The organism is Duganella sp. BJB476, from assembly GCF_003416895.1.
Taxonomy (GTDB): Bacteria; Pseudomonadota; Gammaproteobacteria; order Burkholderiales; family Burkholderiaceae_D; genus Rugamonas.
The window spans coordinates 579,504-596,770 of record NZ_QVIO01000002.1 but is presented as its reverse complement, the minus strand read 5'-3'; the positions used below and the strand labels follow the sequence as shown (position 1 = coordinate 596,770).

The 17,267-nt window shown below is 62.9% G+C and carries 19 protein-coding genes; 9 read left to right on the top strand and 10 right to left on the bottom strand.

Annotated elements, in window-relative coordinates:
• Positions 1-5: 5 nt before the first annotated feature.
• From D0T21_RS12210 to D0T21_RS12200, 3 genes are all read right to left on the bottom strand, one after another.
• On the bottom strand, positions 6-368 hold the full coding sequence (locus tag D0T21_RS12210) for a KGG domain-containing protein (protein ID WP_116989586.1): 363 nt from the start codon (positions 366-368) through the stop codon (positions 6-8).
• A 119-nt stretch (positions 369-487) separates the two neighbouring features.
• Positions 488-931, bottom strand: coding sequence for a TIGR01841 family phasin (gene phaP / locus D0T21_RS12205; RefSeq protein ID WP_116989587.1), 444 nt, complete (start codon positions 929-931; stop codon positions 488-490).
• Positions 932-1,036: 105 nt separating this feature from the next.
• Entirely contained in the window at positions 1,037-2,065 is a 1,029-nt protein-coding gene (locus D0T21_RS12200; RefSeq protein ID WP_116989588.1) for an NADP-dependent oxidoreductase, read from the bottom strand.
• Positions 2,066-2,190: 125 nt separating this feature from the next.
• On the opposite strand from D0T21_RS12200, the gene purU reads away from it, so the two are divergent.
• Genes purU through D0T21_RS12180 form a run of 4 tightly spaced genes read left to right on the top strand, consistent with a single transcriptional unit; the run spans position 2,191 to position 4,580 of the window.
• Positions 2,191-3,060, top strand: coding sequence for a formyltetrahydrofolate deformylase (purU, locus tag D0T21_RS12195; protein WP_116990045.1), 870 nt, complete (start codon positions 2,191-2,193; stop codon positions 3,058-3,060).
• A 22-nt stretch (positions 3,061-3,082) separates the two neighbouring features.
• On the top strand, positions 3,083-3,625 hold the full coding sequence (locus D0T21_RS12190) for a YaeQ family protein (RefSeq protein ID WP_116989589.1): 543 nt from the start codon (positions 3,083-3,085) through the stop codon (positions 3,623-3,625).
• A 23-nt stretch (positions 3,626-3,648) separates the two neighbouring features.
• Positions 3,649-4,089 (top strand): copper chaperone PCu(A)C, encoded by a 441-nt coding sequence (locus D0T21_RS12185; RefSeq protein ID WP_116989590.1) that lies wholly within the window; start codon positions 3,649-3,651, stop codon positions 4,087-4,089.
• A complete protein-coding gene (locus tag D0T21_RS12180) occupies positions 4,089-4,580 on the top strand; it encodes a YcnI family protein (protein ID WP_116989591.1) in 492 nt (163 codons plus the stop codon). The genes D0T21_RS12185 and D0T21_RS12180 overlap by 1 nt, the downstream gene beginning before the upstream one ends.
• Before the next feature lie 29 nt (positions 4,581-4,609).
• On the opposite strand, the gene D0T21_RS12175 is transcribed toward D0T21_RS12180, so the two are convergent.
• On the bottom strand, positions 4,610-5,899 hold the full coding sequence (locus D0T21_RS12175) for an amidohydrolase family protein (protein WP_116989592.1): 1,290 nt from the start codon (positions 5,897-5,899) through the stop codon (positions 4,610-4,612).
• Positions 5,900-6,013: 114 nt separating this feature from the next.
• Between D0T21_RS12175 and D0T21_RS12170 the strand changes: the two genes are divergently transcribed.
• A complete protein-coding gene (locus tag D0T21_RS12170; protein WP_116989593.1) occupies positions 6,014-7,063 on the top strand; it encodes an Rpn family recombination-promoting nuclease/putative transposase in 1,050 nt (349 codons plus the stop codon).
• On the opposite strand, the gene D0T21_RS12165 is transcribed toward D0T21_RS12170, so the two are convergent.
• Positions 7,035-7,814, bottom strand: a complete 780-nt coding sequence (locus D0T21_RS12165) for a head GIN domain-containing protein (protein WP_199538443.1) — start codon at positions 7,812-7,814, stop codon at positions 7,035-7,037. The genes D0T21_RS12170 and D0T21_RS12165 overlap by 29 nt on opposite strands.
• A gap of 220 nt (positions 7,815-8,034) precedes the next feature.
• Here D0T21_RS12165 and D0T21_RS12160 point away from each other — a divergent pair, with 220 nt between their 5' ends.
• The 3 genes from D0T21_RS12160 to D0T21_RS12150 all read left to right on the top strand — a co-directional run bounded on the left by D0T21_RS12160 (position 8,035) and on the right by D0T21_RS12150 (position 10,598).
• Positions 8,035-8,679 (top strand): SAM-dependent methyltransferase, encoded by a 645-nt coding sequence (locus D0T21_RS12160; RefSeq protein ID WP_116989595.1) that lies wholly within the window; start codon positions 8,035-8,037, stop codon positions 8,677-8,679.
• Positions 8,680-8,755: 76 nt separating this feature from the next.
• On the top strand, positions 8,756-9,877 hold the full coding sequence (locus tag D0T21_RS12155) for a type IV pilus twitching motility protein PilT (RefSeq protein ID WP_116989596.1): 1,122 nt from the start codon (positions 8,756-8,758) through the stop codon (positions 9,875-9,877).
• Between the two features lie 7 nt (positions 9,878-9,884).
• Positions 9,885-10,598, top strand: a complete 714-nt coding sequence (locus tag D0T21_RS12150) for a YjjG family noncanonical pyrimidine nucleotidase (protein WP_116989597.1) — start codon at positions 9,885-9,887, stop codon at positions 10,596-10,598.
• On the opposite strand, the gene arr is transcribed toward D0T21_RS12150, so the two are convergent.
• From arr to D0T21_RS12125, 5 genes are read right to left on the bottom strand one after another with little or no spacing between them, the layout of a single operon-like run.
• Positions 10,564-10,980 (bottom strand): NAD(+)--rifampin ADP-ribosyltransferase, encoded by a 417-nt coding sequence (gene arr, locus D0T21_RS12145; protein WP_116989598.1) that lies wholly within the window; start codon positions 10,978-10,980, stop codon positions 10,564-10,566. The genes D0T21_RS12150 and arr overlap by 35 nt on opposite strands.
• A gap of 15 nt (positions 10,981-10,995) precedes the next feature.
• A complete protein-coding gene (locus D0T21_RS12140; RefSeq protein WP_116989599.1) occupies positions 10,996-12,270 on the bottom strand; it encodes a cytochrome c in 1,275 nt (424 codons plus the stop codon).
• Positions 12,271-12,280: 10 nt separating this feature from the next.
• The gene (locus tag D0T21_RS12135; RefSeq protein WP_116989600.1) at positions 12,281-12,997 is read right to left on the bottom strand and encodes a c-type cytochrome; all 717 of its coding nucleotides are present in this window, start codon (positions 12,995-12,997) and stop codon (positions 12,281-12,283) included.
• 49 nt (positions 12,998-13,046) lie between these two features.
• Entirely contained in the window at positions 13,047-13,712 is a 666-nt protein-coding gene (locus tag D0T21_RS12130; protein ID WP_373886663.1) for a 3'-5' exonuclease, read from the bottom strand.
• 1 nt (position 13,713) lies between these two features.
• Complete coding sequence (locus D0T21_RS12125; RefSeq protein WP_116989601.1) at positions 13,714-14,193, bottom strand: ProQ/FINO family protein; 480 nt, start codon at positions 14,191-14,193, stop codon at positions 13,714-13,716.
• A 472-nt stretch (positions 14,194-14,665) separates the two neighbouring features.
• On the opposite strand from D0T21_RS12125, the gene rpoD reads away from it, so the two are divergent.
• Complete coding sequence (gene rpoD, locus D0T21_RS12120; RefSeq protein WP_116989602.1) at positions 14,666-17,158, top strand: RNA polymerase sigma factor RpoD; 2,493 nt, start codon at positions 14,666-14,668, stop codon at positions 17,156-17,158.
• Positions 17,159-17,267 lie beyond the last annotated feature (109 nt).

Sequence of the window (17,267 nt, the reverse complement as noted above, 5' to 3'; positions counted from 1 at the left end):
TGAGTTTAGCGCTCGGCGACTTTGCCGCCTTGCTGGCTGCCTCCCTTGGAAGATTGTTCGGACGCGGTGCCGCGCGTGCCGTTGGCGGCGTTTTTCTCGGCGTTGGCGCGGGCCGCGGACTGCCGGCTTTCCCCACCTTTGCGGCCGATCTGCGCCATGTGCTCGCGGTCGCGGCTGACCGCCTCGCCGCCTTTCTGGCCGGCCCGGCGCGCTTCTTCCGAATCGAACTCGTGGGCCGTGCCTTTTTGGTGGGCCGCCTGTCCGCCCTTGCTGGCAATGGCGCGCTGGGTTGCTTCGTCCATCGCCGCAAAGCCGCGCTTGGCCGTGCCTTTCGGCTTGCTTTGATCGTTACCTGAATTACTGGCCATAAGACCTCCTCATGAGTGTTATGAAATTCCGTCAGGGTTCCCCGAGCAGCCAGCCCTGAAGCCGGCTGCTCTGCATGGTTAGAGATGTAACGTTGACGAAAGTTCCACAAAGAAGGCGATTAATGGCGCAGTTCGCTGGCCATCTGGTATTTGGACATCTGTTCGGCGGTGCGCGCCGTCTGTTCCGAGGCCTGGTGCATGATTTCCTCGGCCGCGTCGGTGGCGGCGCGGCGTACGGCCGGCATGTGGGTGGCGGCCGTTTGCGCCAGGCTGGAGTTGGCCCGGCTGAGGATCTCGACCAGATGCTGCTGGTAGTTTTGCAGCGCGCCCCAGCCCGGCGTGAACTGGGCGCCGACGGCGGAGCCCAGTTGCGCCGCGTCCTTGCTGGCCATGATGCGTTGGATGTTGGCGCCGAACTCGGCGATCAGGTCGCGGCCCAGCTGCAGGTTCAGTTCGCTCAAGCTTTGCAGGGCTTCGAGCGCGCGCTGGGTCAGGTCGGTGTACAGCGTAATCTGGATGTCGATGTGCGATTTGATCGCGGGGGGAATGGGTTGGGCGAACATGATGCGTCCTCGTCGTGATCCTTCAATGAAAAACGCCGGGCTTGCGGCCCGGCGGTGTGTGCAGCCGAAGGATAGACGCGGCCTACGCTAAAAAGTTCCCCGAATTTATTCGGCGGCCACCTGCAGCACCAGCTTGCCGAAGTTCTTCCCTTCGAACAGCATGTTCAGTGCTTGCGGGAACTGCTCCAGGCCTTGCACGATGTCTTCCTTGCTCTTGACCTTGCCTTCCTTCATCCACTTGCCCAGCGCGGCGATGCCCAGGTGGTAGCGGTCGGCGTAGTCGAACACGACGATGCCTTCCATGCGCGCGCGGTTCACCAGCAGCGACATGTAGTTGGCCGGGCCCTTGACCGGTGTGGTGTTGTTGTACTGCGAGATGGCGCCGCAGATGACGATGCGCGCCTTCATGTTGATGCGGGTCAGCACGGTGTCGAGGATCTCGCCGCCGACGTTGTCGAAGTAGACGTCGACGCCGTTCGGGCAATGTTCCTTCAGGCCATCCTTGACCGAGCCGCCCTTGTAGTCGATGCAGGCGTCAAAGCCCAGCTGGTTGACCACGAAGTCGCACTTGTCCTTGCCGCCGGCGATGCCGACCACGCGGCAGCCCAGTTGCTTGGCCACCTGGCCGACGGTCTGGCCGACCGCGCCGGCCGCGCCGGACACCACCACCGTCTCGCCGGCCTTGGGCTGGCCCGATTCGATCAGGCCGAAGTAGGCCGTCATGCCCGGCATGCCCAGCGTGTTGAGGTAGGTGGGCAACGGCGCCAGCTTGGCGTCGACCTTGCGGAAGCCATGGCGCTTGTCGCCGGCCGGGCCGACCCAGTAGCGCTGCACGCCGGTGCCGCCCTGCACATGGTCGCCGACCGCGAAGTCCGGCGACTTCGACGCCACCACCACGCCGACGCCGCCGGCGCGCATCACCTCGCCGATGCCGACCGGCGGGATGTAGGATTTGCCCTCGTTCATCCAGCCGCGCATGGCCGGATCGAGCGACAGGTACAGCACTTTGACCACGACTTCGCCCTCGGCCGGCTCGCGCACCGGTTCGCTGACTTGCTGCCAGTCGCTGTCCTTGACCATGCCGACCGGACGGGCCGCCAGGCGGAATTGAAGATTTGTCTCGTTGATAGTCATTTTTGTATCCTCGAAGGTGAGTGTGACGCTCAATATATCTCAAATTGAACGATCGTGCTATTTTTACGGTCTGCGCCCAGCCGTGCGACAATACCGGCCTTGTTAGACCTATAACGATGGTGGATATGAGCAATCCCGAATACATTTTGACACTCTCTTGCCTGGACCAGCGCGGAATCGTTCATCGCGTGTCGGGCTTCCTGGCCGACCACGGCTGCAACATCATCGATTCGGCCCAGTTCGGCGACAGTGAATCGAAGCTGTTCTTCATGCGCGTGCACTTCGCGCTGGAAGACCGCAACGTCAACGACGACCTGCTGCGCGCCGACTTCGGCCTGCTGGGCGCCGAGATGAAGCTGGACTGGGAGCTGCGCGACGCTCACTACAAGCCGCGCGTGATGCTGATGGTGTCGAAGATCGGCCATTGCCTCAACGATTTGCTGTTCCGCTACAAGAGCGGTCTGCTGCCGGTGGAAATTCCGGCCATCGTGTCCAATCACATGGACTTCTACCAGCTGGCGGCCAGCTACAATATCCCGTTCCACCACCTGCCGCTGGCGACTGGCGCGCCGCAGGAAGCCAAGCAGGCGCAGGAAGCCAAGATCATCGAGCTGATGAATTCGCACAACATCGACCTGGTTGTGCTGGCGCGCTACATGCAGATCCTGTCGCCTGGCCTGTGCACGGCGTTGAAAGGGAAGGCGATCAATATTCACCATTCCTTCCTGCCGAGCTTCAAGGGCGCCAAGCCGTATGCGCAGGCGCACCACCGCGGCGTCAAGCTGATCGGTGCGACCGCGCACTTCGTCACGGGCGACCTGGACGAAGGTCCGATCATCGAGCAGGACGTCGAGCGGGTCGATCATTCGATGGACGCGGAAACGCTGTCCGCCATCGGCCGCGACGTCGAGTGCGTGGTGCTGGCGCGCGCCGTGAAATGGTTTGTCGAACACCGCATTTTGCAGAACGGCGACAAGACTGTCGTCTTCAAATAATAGAAACTAAAGAGATTCACCGATGGCCCTCAAAGCAACAATTTACAAAGCCGACTTGCAGATCGCGGACATGGACCGCAACTTCTACGAGACCCAGTCGCTGACGCTGGCGCGCCACCCGTCCGAAACCGACGAGCGCATGATGGTGCGCCTGATCGCCTTCGCGATCCACGCCAACGAAGCGCTGACCTTCACCAAGGGCCTGTTCGACGTTGAAGAGCCGGACCTGTGGCAGAAGGACCTGACCGGCGCGATCCAGTTGTGGATCGAAGTGGGCCAGCCGGACGAGAAGGTGATCCTGAAGGCCAGCGGCCGTTCGGAACACGTCTACGTCTACAGCTACGCCGCGACCAGCCACATCTGGTGGAAGGCTTTGGCCAACAAGGTCGAGCGCTGCAAGAACCTGACCGTGATCAACCTCGACGCCGATGCCACCGAGCAGCTGTCCAAGATGGCCCAGCGCAGCATGCAGCTGCAATGCACGATCCAGGACGGCCAGATCTGGCTGACCGACGGCGTCACCACGGTGGAAGTCGGTCGCGAGACCTTCAAGGGTGAACGTTAATTTAACGTTGATATAATCGAGCGATGAAAAAAATCCTCTACACATTGCTGCTGGCGGCGCCGCTGGCTTCGGCCCAGGTCGAAGTCCGCGACGCCTGGATACGCGCCACCGTGCCGTCGGCCAAGTCCACCGGCGTGTTCATGCAGCTCAAGTCCAGGCAGGGCGGGCAGCTGGTGGAAGTGCGTTCCAGCGTGGCGGGCGTGGCGGAGATTCATCACATGGAGATGGACGGCCAGATGATGAAGATGCACGCCGTGCCGTCGCTGGACTTGCCGGCCGGGCAGAGCGTGGACCTGGCGTCCGGCGGCTATCATGTGATGCTGATGGATTTGAAGCGGCAGTTGAAGGAAGGCGAGACCGTGCCGGTCACGCTGGTGATCCGCAAGAAGGGCAAGCCGGCCGAAACCGTCGCCATCGACGTGACGGTCAAACCGCTGACGTACATACCACCGAAAGGGCAGTGATGAAAACGACTTCCACCATGCTGGCGCTGGCTTTCTCTGCTGCGATGCTGGCGCCTGCGGCGCAGGCGCACGTAACGCTGGAACAAACCACCGGCCTGGCCGGCAGTTTCCAGAAGCTGACCTTCCGCGTCGGCCACGGCTGCGACGGCACGGCCACCAAGGGCTTGACGGTATCGCTGCCGGAAGGCGCCAGCAACGCCAAGCCTATGCCCAAGGCGGGCTGGAAGATCAACGTAGCCACCAATGGCGGCGTGCAGGAAATCAGCTGGAAGGGCGGCCCGCTGCCGGACGCTTATTTCGACGAGTTCGTGGTGCAGGTCAAGCTGACTGCGGAGCCGGGCAAGCTGTACTTCCGCGTCGTGCAGCAGTGCGACAAGGTCAGCGTGGCCTGGGACGAGATCCCCGGCGACGGCGCCGCCAAGCTGAAGGCGCCGGCGCCGGTGCTGGAAGTACTGCCGGCGCCCGCCGGCACGGCGCAGCACCAGCATTGAACAAGGCCGCGCGCGGTTTATAGTTTATATTATTTGACGACCGCGCCGCCCTTCATCACCCACTGGACGCTTTCCAGCGTCTTCACATCCTTCAACGGTTCGCCGTCGACCGCGATCAGGTCGGCGAACTTGCCCGCTTCGATAGTGCCCACCTTGTCGGTCCAGCCCAGCAGCTCGCTGGCGTTGAGCGTGGCCGCGCGGATTGCCTGGATCGGCGTCATGCCCAGCTTGACCAGGATGCCGAACTCGCGCGCGTTCAGGCCGTGCGGATAGACGCCGGCGTCGGTGCCGAAGGCGACCGGCACGCCGGCCTTGATGGCGCGGGCGATGTTCTGGCGCGCCGTCGGCAACACCACCTTGGCTTTTTCCAGCAGCGGCGCGGGCAGCTTGATGGCCTCGGCGTTGTCGATCAGCCAGTCGCCCAGGTAGACCGTCGGCACCAGCCAGGTCTTGTGTTCCTTCATCAGCTTGATGCCTTCGTCGTCGATGTAGGAACCATGCTCGATTGAATCGATGCCGGCCAGCACCGCCAGTTTGATGCCGTCGCCGCCGTGCGCATGGGCGGCGGCCTTGCGGCCGAGGCGGTGGGCGTCGCCGATGATGGCTTTCAATTCTTCCAGCGTGTATTGCGAGGTGCGCGGATCGTCGCCGAAGGACAGCACGCCGCCGGTGGCGCAGATCTTGATGACGTCGGCGCCGTACTTGATGTTGCGGCGCGTGACTTTGAGCGCTTCGGCGACGCCGTCGGCCACGCCGAGCGCGGTCTGCTTGTATTCGGGGGCGTGCATGGTGTCGTCGCAGTGGCCGCCGGTGATGCTCAGCGGCGGGCCGGAGGCGGCCATGCGCGGGCCGGGCACGTCGCCGTCGTTGATGGCGTCGCGCAGGCCGATGTCGGCATAGCCGTCGGCGCCGACATCGCGCACGGTGGTGAAGCCGGCCTGCAGCGTCAGGCGGGCGTTCTTGGCGCCGGTCAGTGTGGTGCGGGGGATGGATTTGGCGATGATGGAATAGCCGGCGTCCTGCGGGTCGCCGGTCAGGTGGGTGTGCATGTCGATCAGGCCGGGCAGCAGGGTCTTGTTGCCGAGGTCGATGACCTGGGCGCCGTCGGGGATCGCCAGCTTGCTGCCGGCGGCAGTGATGCGTTCGCCGCTGACCAACACCACGGCGTTGTCGATCAGCGCGCCGCTGCGCACGTCGAGCATGTGGGCAGCCTTGATGGCGGTGACGGCGGGTGGGGCATCGGCGAAAGCGGCGGAGCAGGCCAACAGCAACAGCGGCAGCGTGTAGGCGCGGCGGACGGACATGGCGATAACGTTCAAGCGGATCTCCTTGTGGTGAGGTTCTTATTCGTTTTATGTGCACCGGATTGATGCGGGCCAAACGGCGCCCGCCTAGCGTACCCGCGTCTTCAGACGGGCGCTACAATTTTTTGGATGAAAACCCGCAGCGACACGCTTTACCGCCAACTCTTCGCGCATCCCGAAATCGTGCGGGATTTGCTGGCCGGGTTTTTGCTGGCCGACTGGGCCAGGACGCTGGACGTGGGGGCTTTCGAGCGCGTCAACGCCAGCTACGCCAGCGATCGCGGCAAGCAGCGCCACCAGGACATGGTGTGGCGGGCCAAGGTGGGCGGGGAATGGGTGTACGTCTACATCCTGCTGGAATTCCAGGCCCGCTCGGATCGCTGGATGGCCTTGCGCATGCAGGTTTATGTGGGGCTGCTGCTGCAGGACCTGGTTGCCCGGCATTGCCTGACGCGGTGTGACAAGTTGCCGCCGGTGATGCCGATTGTGCTGTACCACGGTCGAGGCCTGTGGCGCGCCAGCAGGGATTTGACCGACCTGATGCTGCCGCCGCCAATGGGATTAGAAGTCTATCAGCCGCAGCAGCAATACATGCTGATAGACCAGCATCGCCATATGAACCCGGATGACCCGGCCAATATTCTGGGTATCGTGTTCCGATTGTTGCGTTCGAAGACCAATAAGGAAATGCTGTCTGCGTTGGGCGATTTTGCCGAGCGCATGAAAGCGCCGGATATCGCAAGAGCCCGCGATAGTCTGACGCGCTGGGTACGCACGACCTTGCAGGACGAATTTGACGAAGCTAATATGAGCTCAGGGGAGGAGCCAGTGATGCTATTTAATCGGCGATTCAAGACTTATGAAGCCTTGCTGGAATATGAGGCCGTCAAGCGTGGCCGCCTTAAGGGATTGAAAGAGGGACGTCGCAAAGGCATGCGGCAAGGCATGCGGCAAGGTGTGCAGCAAGGTGTGCAGCAAGGGCGGCAAGAGGGTGAACGCACGGCGCTGAAAGGCGTTTTGCAAGGGTTGCTAGATCGCCGAAACGCGCCACTACCGGTGGGCATTACCGAAAAAATGGATCATGCCGACACCGCCCAGCTCAGCGCCTGGATACAGGCGCTGGCCGAGGGCGGCAATCCCGCCGAGGTCTTTACTGCGGCGAACCACCCAGCCGCTTGATGGTGCCCGAACCCGTCACGCTCTTGGTCAGCTGCGGATCGCCGTAGTAGGTGATGTCGCCCGAACCGCCCACGCTCAGGTTCAGCGTCTGCCTGGCCCACACCGTCGCCTGGCCCGAGCCGCCGATGCTGACCGTCACGTCGCGCGCCGCCAGCTGCCCGGCCTGCACCCGTCCCGACCCGGCCACCGACACCTGTAAGCGTTCGACGTTGCCGCTGGCCTTCAGGTTGCCGCTGCCGCCCAGCGAGATCGCCACCGATTCGCTCTCCAGATTGCGCACGTTGATCGAACCGGAGCCGCCGACGTCAAACGTCAGGCTTTCGGCGTGCAACTTGTCGGCCTCGACCGAACCGGAACCGGCCACCGCGATTTTCTCGATCGAACGCGCCTGCACCACGATCTTCATCGTGTGCGACTCCAGGTTGACGTCCTTGCGCGTCGGCTTGATACGCAAGGTGCCATTGTCGACCACGGTCTCGATCAGCGCCTGCAGATTGTCGTCGGTCTCAACGGTGACGCCTTCGGTATTGCCGATGCGGATCTCGACATTGCCGCTGAGACTGGTCGCCAGCGAAGTGAAATGGCCGGTCTCGCGGTTCTGCTTGACGATCTTGCCGCTGCCCTGCACGCGCTCGCCATGGAACCAGCTGAGCGGACCGGCCACGGCGACGCCGGCCGGCGCGGCGACGGCCAGCAGGCCGGCGGACAGGAACAGGATGCGCAGCGCGCTACGGACGGATGGATTTGCCATGATGATCTCCTCTGGATGGTGGATACGGTTCTTGAGGTTGGATACTACGGACTCATTCCCGCGCACGAAACCCGGCTGCGACAGATTGCAGCCAGCGCGGCACAGAATGCAGCAGCCGGGGACCAGACCGGGGCCGGCGGCGGGGGCAGGGCCGGCATGAGGTATCATTCGGACTATCCCGCAACACCGCACGCTGCAATGCAGCACACATTGGACTTACATGCTTATCATCACCATCAAACAGGGCAAGGAAAAGAGCCTGCTGGCCGGCGCCCCCTGGATTTATGCTTCCGCGATCGAAAAAGTCGAGGGCAAGCCGCAGGAAAAAAACAAGCCGGGCGCCACCGCCACCGTGCAGACCTCGTCGCGCCAGTTCATCGGCCGCGCCGCCTACAATGCCAAGTCGCAGATCTGCGCCCGCATCTGGACTTACAAGGAAGACGAACCGGTCGACCACGCGCTGATCAAGCGCCGCGTCAAGGCCGCCATCGCCAAGCGCGCCGCCAGCGTGCGCGCGGCCGGTCCCAACGACCTGGTGCCGGTGGTGCGTGGCGACGAGGACGGCCTGTCCGGCCTGCTGGTCGACAGCTGGGGCGGTGTCCAGGGCTACCTGATCTGCCAGTTCCAGTCGGCCGGCGTCGAGGCCTGGAAAGTGGCTATCGTGCAGGCGCTGCTGGCGGAAACCGGTTGTCCGAATGTCTACGAACGCTGCGACGACCTGATCCGCAAAGGCGAGGGCTTGCCGATCTTCTATCGCGCACTGGCCGGCGAGGAACCGCCCGACCACGTGGTGGTCACCGAAGGCAAACAACGCTTCAGCATGGACTTGCGCACCGGCTTCAAATATCCGAAGGTCCGCAGCTGAAAAAATTTCGATGCTGCAATTTTTCTCTTATAATCGTTCGCGGAGCAACACCGACCCCACGGAGATCAGAGTACAGATGGAAAATTACCAGTCGTCGCAAATTCGCACCCTGACTTACATCGAAAACGAAGACCACCCGGTCTTCGGCACGCTCGTCGAGCAGATCCTGCATTTGCTGAATTCCAAGCTGATCTTCAGCGACATCCTGATCCACCAGAACAGCCCGCTGTTGCTGCGCCAGCCGAAAGGGCTGGTGGCGGTGACCGATTCGCCGATCACGCGCGAGGAGCTGCAAGAGTTCTTCGAAGTGGTCGAGCCGAACTGGGCCGAGCGCATCCAGGACCGTGCCTTCGACCGCGCGGTGGACCTGCACACGGCGCGCATCCGCGCCAACTGCTTCAGCTTCCAGGGCAAGAAGCGGCTGGGTTGCGTGATCCGCCGCTTCCCGAAGGAGCCGATGGTGCTCAGCCAGCTGGGCCTGCGCCAGGCCGAGCAGAACTTCGCCAAGCTCACCAGCGGGCTGGTGTTGATTATCGGCGACACCTGCCAGGGCAAGTCGACCACCATCGCCGCCATGCTCGACGAGATCAACAAGCACCGTTCCGGTCACATCATCACGATTGAAGATCCGGTGGAAACGCTGATCCCGCAGCGCCAGTGCGTCATCACCCAGCGCGAAGTGGGCTTCGACGGCGACGTCGAGAGCTTCTACCTAGGCGCGCTGGACGCGCTGCGTGAACGGCCGGACGTGATCGTCATCGGCGAGATCCGCGACGCCCAGACGGCGCAGGAAGCGCTGGCGCTGGCTGAATCCGGCCCGCTGGTGCTGGCCTCGCTGCACGCGCGTTCGACCGAGCTGGGCTTGCAGAAGATGGTGCGCCTGCTGGGCAACGCCGAGCCGCAGTCGCAGGCCCTGGCGCATGCGCTGCGCGGCGTGCTGTGCCAGGCGCTGCTGCCGTCGGTGGACGGTGACCGCTACCACCTGGCCACCGAGTGCCTGACCTCGAATCCGGACGTGGTGTCGATGATCGCCACCGGCCAGGTGTCGGCGCTGCGCAACTGGATGGAAAACAAGCCGGGCGAGGGCTGCCACACGATGAACGCCTCGCTGCGCGCGCTGCTGGCCGCCGGCAAGGTCAGCGTGGATGACGCCCGCAACGCAACGACCGACCGCATCGGTTTCGCCGAGCACTACTAAGGACGCGATGAAGTACCGACTGTTTTTGTTCGACCTGGACGATACGCTGCTCGATTTTAAGGCGTCCGAAAAGCTTTCTTTCGTACGCACCATGCAGGAACTGGGGCTGCGCGATAGCGTGGACGGGATTTTCCAGCAGTACCAGGCGATTAATGTGGAACTGTGGCGGCGCTTCGAGACGGGCGCCGTGACCAAAGATTTCCTGAAAGTGGAGCGCTTTCGCAAGACCTTCCTGGCGAACGGCATCGATCTGGATCCCGAAGTGGCAAGCGTCCTTTATCTTGAGTCGCTGCCGGATACCGTGGTCCTCATCGAGGGCGCCAAACTGCTTTGCGAGACGCTGTCCGCAATGGGCGAGGTGGGCATCATCACCAACGGCGTCGAAGCCATCCAGAACCGCCGTATCGCCAGCTCGGGGCTGGCCGAGTACATTTCCTTCGTCGCCACGTCCGAAGCTTGCGGCTACGCCAAGCCGGATGTGCGCTTCTTCGAATATGCCGCCAAAATGGCTAAACCGTTTGCCAAGGAAGACGCGATCATCATCGGCGACCGCCTGGACGCCGACATTCTCGGCGCGAATCGATATGGCATCGAAAGCTGCTGGTTTAATCCCGACCGCCTGGCCAATGCGTCGGAAGCGATGCCGGACTACGAGGTGGACAGCCTGAACGACATCGCCTCGATACTCAGTCGTCGACTGCCTCAATGCCCTGCAACCTGATTTTCTCGACGTGGTCCTTCATGGCCTGAAGCACTTCGGGCGCGTGTCCTTGCCAATCCTTGACCTCGCCGATAACCCGTAGCGGTTCCCGAGATCGGTAGGACTTCGTCGGGTTGCCGGGGAACTTTTTATCGGTCAGATTCGGATCGTCGGCGATTGGGCCGGTCGGTTCCACGATGTAGATCCTGCCGGGGGCGTCGCCCTGTGCCAGTTCCGCGCCCCAAGTCGCAGCCTCCAGAGTTGCACTCAGGTAGACGTGGTTGGCCTTGCGCCTGCTGCCGTAGTTGGAGGCATAGCCCGGCTCGATCAAGTCGCCTGTTTTCAGGTCGGCCCGCGTGCCGTGGTAGAGCTGTTGCGCGGTCAAGTCTTTTTCAGTCGCCATGCATGCCTCTCTTCATCAATCCAATGGAATCGCGCGGTAGCGGTTGACGTCGTTGCCGTTGACCGGTGGTGCGTTATTGCCCCAGGCGCTGCGCAGATAGGATACGACCTGCGCCACTTCGGTATCGTTCAATACGTGGCCGAACGGTGGCATGCCATATGGCCGTGGATTGCCTTCCGTGCCGGGCGCGAAGCCGCCGTTGAGCACGATGCGGATCGGGTTGACCGCCTGCTCCATCGTCAACGCGCGGTTGCCGGCCAGCGGCGGGTAGCCGGGCGGCAGGCCCGCGCCGCCTGCGCCGTGGCAATCCGCGCAGTGCTTCTCGTACAGCTTGGCGCCGGCCGACAGGTAGGCCACCGCTTCTTCGCCCTTGTCGCGCTCGAACTCGGATTTCTTGCCGTCACCCGGCAGTGCTTTCAGGTAGACCGCCATGGCGTTGATGTCGCTGTCGCTCAGGTATTGCAGGCTTTGCTGCACCACTTCCGCCATCGGCCCGAACACGGTCGCGCGCGGCGACGCGCCGGTCTTCAGCAATTGCGCGATGTGCGGCTGCATCCATTCTCCCAGCCCGGCTTCGGCGCCGGAATTGAGCGATGGCGCGTACCAGCCCAGCACCGGGATCAGGCCGCCAGACAGGCCTTCGCCGTCGGTCGCGCCCAGCGTGTTGCGCGCGCTGTGGCAAGCGCTGCAATGGCCCAGGCCCTGCACCAGGTAGGCGCCACGATTCCAGTCCACCGATTGCTTGCCGTCTTCGCGGAACACGGCCGGCTTGAAGTACAGCGCGCGCCACGCGGCCAGCATGAATTGCTGGTTGTACGGGAAGCGCAGTTCATGTGGCTGGTTGGCCTGCGCCACCGCCGGCACCGACTGGAAGTAGGCGTACAGCGCGTCCGCATCGTCGCGCGTGATGCGGGTGTAGTTGGTGTAGGGGAAGGCCGGGTACAGCAGGCGGCCATCCTTCGATTTGCCGTTGTGCAGCGCATGCCAGAAATCGTCCGAGCTCCAGCTGCCGATGCCGCTGGCCTTGTCGGAAGTGATGTTGGGCGAGATGACGTTGCCGAACGGCGTTTGCAGCGCGCGTCCGCCGGCATATTGCGCGCCGCCGCGCACGGTGTGGCAGGCCATGCAGTCGCCAGCCTTGGCCAGATAGGCGCCGCGCGCGATCTTCTCGGCCGGCGCCAGTTTCGCGGTGACGGTCGGCGCCGGTCCGGCATCGTCAGAGCCGCCGAACAGCACGAACAGGATGCCGGCCAGCAGCAGCGCGATAACGGTATAAATAATTTTCTTCATGTGCGGCCCCTCAAGGTGCTGGCACGCTGCCGCAGTTCAGCGGCAGGGGCATGGCGATGCTGTCGGCGGGGCGGGCGGCGGCGTCCGGCGTTTGCTTGCTGAGCCAGCCGGAGACGGCGGCGACGTCGGCCTCGGACAGCCGGTTGGCGATCTCAGCCATGCAGTCCGGCGCGGCGGCGCGGCGCACCTTGTTCTTCCATGCGCCGAACTGGGCGTTGACGTAATCGCTGGGCAGACCGATCAGGCCGGGTATCGCCGGCGCCACGCCGGTCAGCGCGCTGCCGTGGCAGGCCACGCAGGCGGGGATCTTCTTGGCCGGATCGCCTTGCTGCACCAGCGCCTGGCCGCGCGTCAGGGCGGCGCTGTCGGCACTGGCGCCGCTGCCGGCCTGCGCCGGCGGGTAGGGCGGATGCTGCTGCGAGAAGTAGTCGGCGATTTCGCGCAGGTAGGCGTCCGGCAGGTGGTCGACCATATAGGTCATCATCGGGTAATGGCGCCGGCCTTCGCGGAAATTCACCAGCTGGTTGTACAGGTAGCCGGCCGGCTTGCCGGCGATGCGCGGGAAGAAGGCGTCGCCGCGCTCCTTGACGGCGTGGCAGGCGGTGCAGGCGGCCACGCGTTGTTCCAGCGTGTCGGGCAGGGTGGCGGGTGCGGCGGCCTGCGATGGCAGGCAGCTGCCGGCCAAAGCCAGCGCGGCGCACGCGCGCACGACGTAAGAGGTAGACATGCCATTCCTTGAGGTCGTAGCTATCTGGCAAGGATACCAGATCGTGCGGCTAAAGAGGCTTGGGCGGGCGGGGAAGTTTGACGGCTTTCACCGGCGGCAGCTTGTTGCCGGCGCCGATGTAGTGGCGGTAGACGCGCAAGGCCACCTGGGCGTCGTCGGCCGCGTACAGGATCTGCTTTTCGTTCAGGCGCGGCAGCGCCCAGTTGGTGGTGGAGATCTTCTTGGATTTCTGCAGTTTCTGGCCGAAGAACTTGGCGACGGCGGTCTTGGCGCCGAGGTCGTTGCGTTGTCCCGGCGTGCGCAGCGCCACCGACAGGTCGACCACGCCGGCCGCCCGTATCGCCAGCTTGGCGTGCAGGCGCTTGACGTCGTCGGACAGGCCGAAGCCCACCTTCAGCAAAGCCGGCGTTTCCAGCACCGCTTGCAACACTTCGAGGATGGCCGCGGAGGTGCTGCTGCCGATCTGGAACAGATAGGCTTGATGATCGGTGGCGAACTGGATCAGGTGCGGACCGGTCGAGGTCTCGCCCTTGGTGAAGGTCGGCTTCGATTCGGTATCGAAGCCGATGGCGTCGGTGGCCAGCAGGGCGTCGCGCGCGGCCACGGCTTGCTCGGCCGTGGTGACCAGCCGGACATCGGCGATGCGTATCCCCACGTACGGCGGAAGCTCGGCCTCCGCCTGTGCCGCTAGCTGCTGGGTATCCAACTGAGCCAACTCAGCCCTTGCGCGAGAACTTCGCGGTCAGCTGGTTCAGCTTGTCGGCGCGCACGCGGGCCGCTTCTTCGGCCGCAGCCGCGTCGCGTTCCGCTTTCTTGCGCTCGGCTTCTTTCTTGAAGCGGTCCTGCAACACCTGGGTGGCGTGGGCGCGGTGGGTATCGGTCACTTCGGCGCCAGGGGTGCCGTCCAAGTCGTGACGCACCTTGGCTTTTTCCATGACTTTCAGATAGCGCAGCGAGCCGGTATGGATGCCGAGCGCGGTACGCATGGTCTTGCGGTCCAGTTCAGGCATGACGGCGAGGATCTGCTTGTCGATACCGATCGACAAGGGCAGGAAATCGCGGAAGGCCGGGAATTGGGTTTGCAATTGTTTCAGCAAGCTGCGCGGGGTCAGAGCCGCAGGTGCCGCGGTAGCGGCGGAGGCTGCGGGCTCGATTGCCGGCGCCTGAGGGGTGAGGCTAGTGTTCATCGACTTCATAGTTTAAGCAAGAGGCGTCAGCATATCATGGGCACTACGGGATTGCAGTGCCTTTTAGGCCATGATGCAAAAATGACCATATCGACATCATACGCCCCTTGGACGCGGAAGGTGCGTTCGCACGCCAAAACATGTATAATGCGAGACGCACCTTTGCAGGACGGTGCGTTTCAGTTTGGTACAGGATGCGATTTGGACGGTCTGACAAGAGTGTGACGCCCTTGTTATATGGTTTTAAGATGTCGGATATAAGTACTATCAATTATCCTGATGTCTCGCTATACGGCATACTTTGCCCTCTCCCTATTCTTCACTGAAAAGAGAAACAAGCCCGTTGTTGGATGCGGGCTTTTTTTATTCCGCAGATAATCGTCAGCTAAATTACAACATTTCCATCTGTGCGCACCGGTAACGGTCGGCGCTGGCTATGGCATTTTGTATTTTCTGGCGAATACGCATTGAGAGATATTTAATGACAAAAACGCCGAAAACTTTAACGTTGTCCGTCAAGGCTGCCCGTACCAGCTCCGCCCCGCTGGTGGTGCCAAAGACGACTCTATCTTATGTGATCGATAATGCGCAAGAGGCAGCGAGCAAAGTAACGGTAGTCAAAAAGAAAACGCGCTTGAGCGCCGCGGCCGAAGCGGCCCAGGCGGAAGCGCAAGTGGCGGTGCAGCACGCTGACGCGTCCGACACCCCGATCAAGACCGTCAAGGTCGCGCGCAAGAGCGCCGCGGCCCCGGCCGCCGAAGCCGGCGTGCCTGCGGTAGTGGTCAAGGCCGCGCCGAAATCCAAACTGGTCAAGGCCGCCAAGGCCGAGCCTGCGCCGGTCGTCATCGTGACCGCCGGCCCGGCCGTCAGCCAGGTGACCGATGCAGCCACGCTGGCCTCGATCGACACCTCCGGCTACCTGCTGCCTAGCGTGAAAGTGCCAGGCCGCCGCGGCCGCAAGCCGTCCGAATTCACGCCGGAAAACGACGAAGTCGCGGCACTGAACGCGGTCGAGCGCGCCGAACTGAAGGCCGTGTCCAAGGCCCGCGAGCGCAAAGCCAAGGGTGGCGCCGCCGACATGCTGGGCGTGGACTCGAAGAGCACGGCCGAGGAACTGGAGCGCCGCCGCACCCAGATCAAGAACCTGATCAACATGGGTAAGGAGCGCGGCTTCCTGACCTACGCCGAGATCAATGACCAACTGCCGGAAAACATTGTCGACCCTGAAGCGATCGAAGGCATCATCGCGACCTTCAACGACATGGGCATCGCCATCTACGAGCGCGCGCCGGAAGCCGATTCGCTGCTGCTGACCGATAGCGTTGCCACCGTGACCTCCGACGACGAAGTGGAAGCGGCTGCCGCGACCGCGCTGTCGACGGTCGATTCCGACTTCGGCCGCACCACCGACCCGGTCCGCATGTACATGCGTGAAATGGGCGCCGTGGCGCTGCTGACGCGCGAAGGCGAGATCGAGATCGCCAAGCGTATCGAAGGCGGCCTGAAGGACATGATCCAGGCCATCTCCGCCTGCCCGACCACGATCGCCGAGATCGTCGCGCTGGCCACCAAGATCGAAGCCGACGAACTGAAAGTGGATGAAGTGGTGGATGGCTTCGTCGACCTGAACGAAGCGAACAACACGCCGGCCGTTGCGGCCGCGCCTGCCGCCGCGTCGGACGACGAAGAAGAAGAGGAAGAGGAAGTCGAGGAAGAAGACGGCGACGCCAACGGCGGCGCGGCGGGCTTCTCGACCGAGCAACTGGCGCAGCTGAAGAAAGCCGCGCTGGAAAAATTCGACGTCATCTCGACCCAGTACGACAAGATGCGCAAAGCCACCGGCGGCTACGGCTCCAAGGCTTATGTATCGGCGCAGGAAGCGATTTCGGCCGAGCTGCTGGGCATCCGCTTCACCGCCAAGGTGGTCGAGAAGCTGTGCGACACGCTGCGCGGCCAGATGGAAGAAGTGCGCCACATCGAGCGCGCCGTGCTGGAGCTGTGCGTGAACAAATGCGGCATGCCGCGCGCCCACTTCATCAAGGTCTTCCCTGGCAATGAATGCGACCTGGACTGGGTTGACGGCGAAGTCGACAGCGCCTATCCGTACAGCGCCATCCTGGGCCGTAACGTGCCTGCGGTGAAAGAGCTGCAAAAGAAAATGATCGACCTGCAAGCCCGCGTGGCTTTGCCGCTGGCCGACCTGCGCAAGATTAACAAGCAGATGGCCGCCGGTGAAAAACGTGCGCGCCAGGCCAAGCGTGAAATGACGGTCGCCAACTTGCGTCTGGTGATTTCGATCGCCAAGAAGTACATCAACCGCGGCCTGCAGTTCCTGGATCTGATCCAGGAAGGCAATATCGGTCTGCTGAAGGCGGTGGACAAGTTCGAATATCGTCGCGGCTACAAGTTCTCGACCTATGCGACCTGGTGGATCCGCCAGGCCATCACCCGTTCGATCGCCGACATGGCCCGCACCATCCGCGTGCCGGTGCACATGATCGAAACGATCAACAAGATGAACCGCATCTCGCGTCAGATCATGCAGGAAACCGGCAGCGAGCCGGACCTGGCGACCCTGGCCGTCAAGATGGAAATGCCGGAAAACAAAGTCCGCGAAATCATGAAGATCGCCAAAGAGCCGATCTCGATGGAAACGCCGATGGGCGAGGACGGCGATTCGCAGCTGGGCGACTTCATCGAAGACAACACCACGCTGGCGCCGCTGGATGCCGCGCTGCACGCCTCGATGCGCAACGTCATCAAGGAAGTGCTGGACTCGCTGACCCCGCGCGAAGCCAAGGTGCTGCGCATGCGCTACGGCGTGGAAATGTCGAACGACCACACGCTGGAAGAAGTCGGCAAGCAGTTCGACGTGACCCGCGAGCGTATTCGCCAGATCGAAGCCAAGGCCATGAGCAAGCTGCGCCAGCCGTCGCGCTCGGACAAGCTGAAGACTTTCCTGACGCAGAACTAAGCGTCAGCGAGATAAAGAGAAGGGAGGCCATGCGCCTCCCTTTTTTTTGCGCGCGCCAGCTCACAACTGGCCGGATTGCAATACACTAGCGGCATCTAAAATCCGGCGG

Bases quoted from the DNA above. Each gene is read 5' to 3' on its own strand.
- D0T21_RS12160 (WP_116989595.1), top strand. From the start codon at position 8,035: ATGCTTATCATCACCATCAAACAGGGCAAGGAAAAGAGCCTGCTGGCC.
- rpoD (WP_116989602.1), top strand. From the start codon at position 14,666: ATGACAAAAACGCCGAAAACTTTAACGTTGTCCGTCAAGGCTGCCCGT.
- D0T21_RS12150 (WP_116989597.1), top strand. From the start codon at position 9,885: ATGAAGTACCGACTGTTTTTGTTCGACCTGGACGATACGCTGCTCGAT.
- D0T21_RS12125 (WP_116989601.1), bottom strand. From the start codon at position 14,193: ATGAAGTCGATGAACACTAGCCTCACCCCTCAGGCGCCGGCAATCGAG.
- D0T21_RS12200 (WP_116989588.1), bottom strand. From the start codon at position 2,065: ATGACTATCAACGAGACAAATCTTCAATTCCGCCTGGCGGCCCGTCCG.
- D0T21_RS12190 (WP_116989589.1), top strand. From the start codon at position 3,083: ATGGCCCTCAAAGCAACAATTTACAAAGCCGACTTGCAGATCGCGGAC.
- D0T21_RS12185 (WP_116989590.1), top strand. From the start codon at position 3,649: ATGAAAAAAATCCTCTACACATTGCTGCTGGCGGCGCCGCTGGCTTCG.
- D0T21_RS12180 (WP_116989591.1), top strand. From the start codon at position 4,089: ATGAAAACGACTTCCACCATGCTGGCGCTGGCTTTCTCTGCTGCGATG.
- D0T21_RS12210 (WP_116989586.1), bottom strand. From the start codon at position 368: ATGGCCAGTAATTCAGGTAACGATCAAAGCAAGCCGAAAGGCACGGCC.
- arr (WP_116989598.1), bottom strand. From the start codon at position 10,980: ATGGCGACTGAAAAAGACTTGACCGCGCAACAGCTCTACCACGGCACG.
- purU (WP_116990045.1), top strand. From the start codon at position 2,191: ATGAGCAATCCCGAATACATTTTGACACTCTCTTGCCTGGACCAGCGC.
- D0T21_RS12135 (WP_116989600.1), bottom strand. From the start codon at position 12,997: ATGTCTACCTCTTACGTCGTGCGCGCGTGCGCCGCGCTGGCTTTGGCC.
- phaP (WP_116989587.1), bottom strand. From the start codon at position 931: ATGTTCGCCCAACCCATTCCCCCCGCGATCAAATCGCACATCGACATC.
- D0T21_RS12140 (WP_116989599.1), bottom strand. From the start codon at position 12,270: ATGAAGAAAATTATTTATACCGTTATCGCGCTGCTGCTGGCCGGCATC.
- D0T21_RS12170 (WP_116989593.1), top strand. From the start codon at position 6,014: ATGAAAACCCGCAGCGACACGCTTTACCGCCAACTCTTCGCGCATCCC.
- D0T21_RS12155 (WP_116989596.1), top strand. From the start codon at position 8,756: ATGGAAAATTACCAGTCGTCGCAAATTCGCACCCTGACTTACATCGAA.
- D0T21_RS12165 (WP_199538443.1), bottom strand. From the start codon at position 7,814: ATGGCAAATCCATCCGTCCGTAGCGCGCTGCGCATCCTGTTCCTGTCC.